The following is a 5,661-nucleotide window of genomic DNA, read 5'->3' as shown; positions in this document are numbered from 1 at the left end:
AGCACCAAAGAAAAACCCCCACCGTTTCCGGTGAGGGTGTTTCAGGATAAAGCCCCTGGCGGTGACCTACTCTTGCATGGCAAAGCCACACTACCATCGGCGCATGCGCGTTTCACTTCTGAGTTCGGGATGGGATCAGGTGGGACCACGCCGCTATGGCCGCCAGGGAAGGGGTTGAAGCAGCGCATGGAGCGCCAGCTTCAATCTCTGGGGCAAGGCCCTTTTGAAGAGTCCGCCATGGATGGCGGGTTTTGCTCTTCGTGAGAGGACCTCACGACAAAAATCGTAAACGAGTGACAAGCGTCGAGGTGAAATTCGAATCAGACAAGCTTCGGGGAACGAACGAAGCGTCTTGGGGTTATATGGTCAAGCCTCACGGCTCATTAGTATCAGTTAGCTCAATGCATTGCTGCACTTCCACACCTGACCTATCAACCACCTAGTCTTGATGGTGCCTTAAGGAGAGTCAAGCTCTCGGGAGATCTCATCTTGGGGCGTGCTTCCCGCTTAGATGCTTTCAGCGGTTATCACTTCCGTTCGTAGCTACCGGGCAATGCCATGGGCATGACAACCCGAACACCAGCGGAACGTCCACTCCGGTCCTCTCGTACTAGGAGCAGCCCCCCTCAAATCTCCAACGCCCACGACAGATAGGGACCGAACTGTCTCACGACGTTCTGAACCCAGCTCGCGTACCACTTTAAATGGCGAACAGCCATACCCTTGGGACCGGCTACAGCCCCAGGATGTGATGAGCCGACATCGAGGTGCCAAACACCGCCGTCGATATGAACTCTTGGGCGGTATCAGCCTGTTATCCCCGGAGTACCTTTTATCCGTTGAGCGATGGCCCTTCCATACAGAACCACCGGATCACTATGACCTACTTTCGTACCTGCTTGATCCGTCGATCTCGCAGTCAAGCACGCTTATGCCATTGCACACAGTGCGCGATGTCCGACCGCGCTGAGCGTACCTTCGTGCTCCTCCGTTACTCTTTGGGAGGAGACCGCCCCAGTCAAACTACCCACCATACACGGTCCCTGACCCGGATTACGGGCCGAGGTTAGAACGTCAAGCACTTCAGGGTGGTATTTCAAGGATGGCTCCATGCAAACTGGCGTCTGCACTTCAAAGCCTCCCACCTATCCTACACAGAAGAACTCAACGTTCAGTGTAAAGCTATAGTAAAGGTTCACGGGGTCTTTCCGTCTTGCCGCGGGAACGCTGCATCTTCACAGCGAATTCAATTTCACTGAGTCTCGGGTGGAGACAGCGCCGCTGTCGTTACGCCATTCGTGCAGGTCGGAACTTACCCGACAAGGAATTTCGCTACCTTAGGACCGTTATAGTTACGGCCGCCGTTTACTGGGGCTTCGATCAAGAGCTTCGCCTTGCGGCTGACCCCATCAATTAACCTTCCAGCACCGGGCAGGCGTCACACCCTATACGTCCACTTTCGTGTTTGCAGAGTGCTGTGTTTTTGATAAACAGTCGCAGCGGCCAGGTTACTGCGACCCTTCAACGCTCAGTCACGCATGTGACCACGTCGAAGGGCGCACCTTCTCCCGAAGTTACGGTGCCATTTTGCCTAGTTCCTTCACCCGAGTTCTCTCAAGCGCCTTGGGATTCTCACCCTGCCTACCAGTGTCGGTTTACGGTACGGTTTTTCTTAAGCTGAAGCTTAGTGGCTTTTCCTGGAAGCGTGGTATCAGTCACTTCGCCCAATAGGGCTCGTCTCGGTGCTCGGCATAAAGGGTCCCGGATTTGCCTAAGACCCATGCCTACCGCCTTTCCCCGGGACAACCAACGCCCGGTAGACCTAACCTTCTCCGTCCCCACATCGCACTTAAGAAAAGTGCAGGAATATTAACCTGCTTCCCATCGACTACGCATTTCTGCCTCGCCTTAGGGGCCGACTCACCCTGCGCCGATGAACGTTGCGCGAGGAAACCTTGGGCTTTCGGCGTGGGGGCTTTTCACCCCCATTATCGTTACTCATGTCAGCATTCGCACTTCCGATACCTCCAGCATGCTTTACAACACACCTTCACAGGCTTACGGAACGCTCCTCTACCGCGTACACATAAATGTGCACACCCCGAGCTTCGGTGCATGGCTTAGCCCCGTTAAATCTTCCGCGCAGACCGACTCGACCAGTGAGCTATTACGCTTTCTTTAAAGGATGGCTGCTTCTAAGCCAACCTCCTGGCTGTCTATGCCTTTCCACATCGTTTTCCACTTAGCCATGACTTTGGGACCTTAGCTGCGGGTCTGGGTTGTTTCCCTTTTCACGACGGACGTTAGCACCCGCCGTGTGTCTCCCGGATAGTCTGTCCTGGTATTCGGAGTTTGCCATGGTTTGGTAAGTCGCGATGACCCCCTAGCCATAACAGTGCTCTACCCCCAGGAAGATTCGTCCGAGGCGCTACCTAAATAGCTTTCGAGGAGAACCAGCTATCTCCGAGTTTGTTTAGCCTTTCACTCCTATCCTCAGCTCATCCCCATCTATTGCAACAGATGTGGGTTCGGTCCTCCAGTGCGTGTTACCGCACCTTCAACCTGGCCAAGGATAGATCACTCGGTTTCGGGTCTACTGCCTGAGACTATGCGCCCTATTCAGACTCGATTTCTCTTCGCCTCCCCTATACGGTTAAGCTTGCCACAGACAGTAAGTCGCTGACCCATTATACAAAAGGTACGCAGTCACCCTTGCGGGCTTCCACTGCTTGTACGTATACGGTTTCAGGGTCTATTTCACTCCCCTCTCCGGGGTTCTTTTCGCCTTTCCCTCACGGTACTAGTTCGCTATCGGTCAGTCAGTAGTATTTAGCCTTGGAGGATGGTCCCCCCATGTTCAGACAAGGTTTCACGTGCCCCGCCTTACTCAATTTCACACAAAATGCCTTTTCGTCGACTGGGCTATCACCATCTATGGCCGGGCTTTCCATCCCGTTTGACTAAAACATAATGTGCTTTTGGGCTAGTCCCCGTTCGCTCGTCGCTACTCAGGGAATCTCGGTTGATTTCTTTTCCTCCGGGTACTTAGATATTTCAGTTCCCCGGGTTCGCCCTGCAAGGCTATGTATTCACCATGCAGTACTCCTTGCGGAGTGGGTTTCCCCATTCGGACATTGCCGGATCAAAGCTTGTTGCCAGCTCCCCGACACTTTTCGCAGGCTGCCACGTCCTTCATCGCCTCTGACTGCCAAGGCATCCACCGTATACGCTTAGTCGCTTGACCATATAACCCCAAGTCGCCTCGGGGCATGCACCCTCATCAGGTGCAGCCAAGTTACTTCGTTTTCGTGCCTTAACACTTGCCTCGGTTCGGTTTCGAACCAAGACGCTTGTCACTCGTTTACGTGTTTTCAAAGAACATCACACCGGCCTCAATGCCGGGTGATTTCAAATCTTTTGTGTGCTGATACTTCACGCGTCGAATCGAACCTTGGTGGAGCCTATCGGGATCGAACCGATGACCCCCTGCTTGCAAAGCAGGTGCTCTCCCAGCTGAGCTAAGGCCCCAAGGAAACCTTGGAATATGGTGGGTCTGGGTGGACTCGAACCACCGGCCTCACCCTTATCAGGGGTGCGCTCTAACCACCTGAGCTACAGACCCATGAAGGATGAACCCCAGAACCCGCGAGCCAAACTACCTGGACAAACTGCCTGGGCCCAGATTCGAAGCCGCTGTTGATGAAGAGTCCGACCATGGATGGTCGGTCTTGATCCACGCTCTTCGCGACAGGATGTCGCGTGAAGTACAGGTGTCTTGTGTGGACGTCTTGCGTGATGACTCACGCCGTCTATTACTTGAAAGGAGGTGATCCAGCCGCACCTTCCGATACGGCTACCTTGTTACGACTTCACCCCAGTCATGGACCACTCCGTGGGCGTCGTCCCCCTTGCGGTTAGACTAACGCCTTCTGGAGCAACCCACTCCCATGGTGTGACGGGCGGTGTGTACAAGGCCCGGGAACGTATTCACCGCGGCATAGCTGATCCGCGATTACTAGCGATTCCGACTTCACGGAGTCGAGTTGCAGACTCCGATCCGGACTGGGATCGGCTTTCTGGGATTGGCTCCACCTCGCGGTATTGCAACCCTCTGTACCGACCATTGTAGTACGTGTGTAGCCCTGGCCGTAAGGGCCATGATGACTTGACGTCATCCCCACCTTCCTCCGGTTTGTCACCGGCAGTCTCCTTAGAGTTCCCGACATTACTCGCTGGCAACTAAGGACAAGGGTTGCGCTCGTTGCGGGACTTAACCCAACATCTCACGACACGAGCTGACGACAGCCATGCAGCACCTGTGTTCCGATTCCCGAAGGCACTCCTCGATCTCTCAAGGATTCCGGACATGTCAAGGCCAGGTAAGGTTCTTCGCGTTGCATCGAATTAAACCACATACTCCACCGCTTGTGCGGGCCCCCGTCAATTCCTTTGAGTTTCAGTCTTGCGACCGTACTCCCCAGGCGGCGAACTTAACGCGTTAGCTTCGACACTGATCTCCGAGTTGAGACCAACATCCAGTTCGCATCGTTTAGGGCGTGGACTACCAGGGTATCTAATCCTGTTTGCTCCCCACGCTTTCGTGCTTCAGCGTCAGTGTTGTCCCAGATGGCCGCCTTCGCCACTGATGTTCCTCCCGATCTCTACGCATTTCACCGCTACACCGGGAATTCCACCATCCTCTGACACACTCTAGCTCGCCAGTATCCATCGCCATTCCCAGGTTGAGCCCGGGGATTTCACGACAGACTTAACGAACCGCCTACGCACCCTTTACGCCCAGTAATTCCGATTAACGCTTGCACCCTTCGTATTACCGCGGCTGCTGGCACGAAGTTAGCCGGTGCTTATTCCTCAGGTACCGTCAGCCCCATAGGGTATTAACCCGTGGTATTTCGTTCCTGATAAAAGTGCTTTACAACCCGAGGGCCTTCTTCACACACGCGGCATTGCTGGATCAGGCTTGCGCCCATTGTCCAATATTCCCCACTGCTGCCTCCCGTAGGAGTCTGGGCCGTGTCTCAGTCCCAGTGTGGCTGATCATCCTCTCAGACCAGCTAGCGATCGTCGCCTTGGTAGGCCATTACCCTACCAACTAGCTAATCGCACATCGGTCCGTCCAACCGCGCAAGGCCCGAAGGTCCCCTGCTTTCTCCCGTAGGACGTATGCGGTATTAGCGTAAGTTTCCCTACGTTATCCCCCACGTCTGGGTAGGTCCCGATGCATTACTCACCCGTCCGCCACTCGCCACCCACAGAGCAAGCTCTGCTGTGCTGCCGTTCGACTTGCATGTGTTAGGCATGCCGCCAGCGTTCAATCTGAGCCAGGATCAAACTCTTCACTTAAGTTTTCGACCATGTCATCACCTTGCAGCGATGGATGATCTATCTTTCTGAAGCGTTGTTCCCAACCAATCAAAACTCATTACTGACTTTTTACTTGGTGGGACGCTTGCATTGCTTGGACAGGTCGTGACCCATTCAACACAAGACGTCCACACAATTCACCTGCGCACACTGTCAAAGATCGTTCGCTTGCATCCCGTTTCCGGTTTGCGCCCCAAGACGTTTCGTCCTAGGTGAGCCGCCCATTCTACATCGCTTTTCCTCTCCGTCAACACCCTCGTGAAAGCTTTTTTCGAG

2 tRNA genes and 3 rRNA genes are annotated in these 5,661 nt (G+C 54.3%); all 5 read right to left on the bottom strand.

Annotated elements, in window-relative coordinates:
* Positions 1-53: 53 nt before the first annotated feature.
* A 5S ribosomal RNA gene (gene rrf, locus AC3A56_RS17495) occupies positions 54-167 on the bottom strand.
* 195 nt (positions 168-362) lie between these two features.
* Positions 363-3,244: ribosomal RNA gene (locus AC3A56_RS17490) — 23S ribosomal RNA — on the bottom strand.
* 208 nt (positions 3,245-3,452) lie between these two features.
* A tRNA-Ala gene (locus AC3A56_RS17485) sits at positions 3,453-3,528 on the bottom strand.
* A gap of 17 nt (positions 3,529-3,545) precedes the next feature.
* Positions 3,546-3,622: transfer RNA gene (locus tag AC3A56_RS17480), tRNA-Ile, on the bottom strand.
* A gap of 197 nt (positions 3,623-3,819) precedes the next feature.
* Positions 3,820-5,364: ribosomal RNA gene (locus AC3A56_RS17475) — 16S ribosomal RNA — on the bottom strand.
* Together the 16S, 23S and 5S rRNA genes with 2 tRNA genes alongside form the textbook arrangement of a ribosomal RNA operon.
* Positions 5,365-5,661 lie beyond the last annotated feature (297 nt).

This window comes from Rhodanobacter sp. Soil_C_14 (genome assembly GCF_057657335.1).
This window is presented reverse-complemented; position numbering and strand designations above follow the sequence as displayed.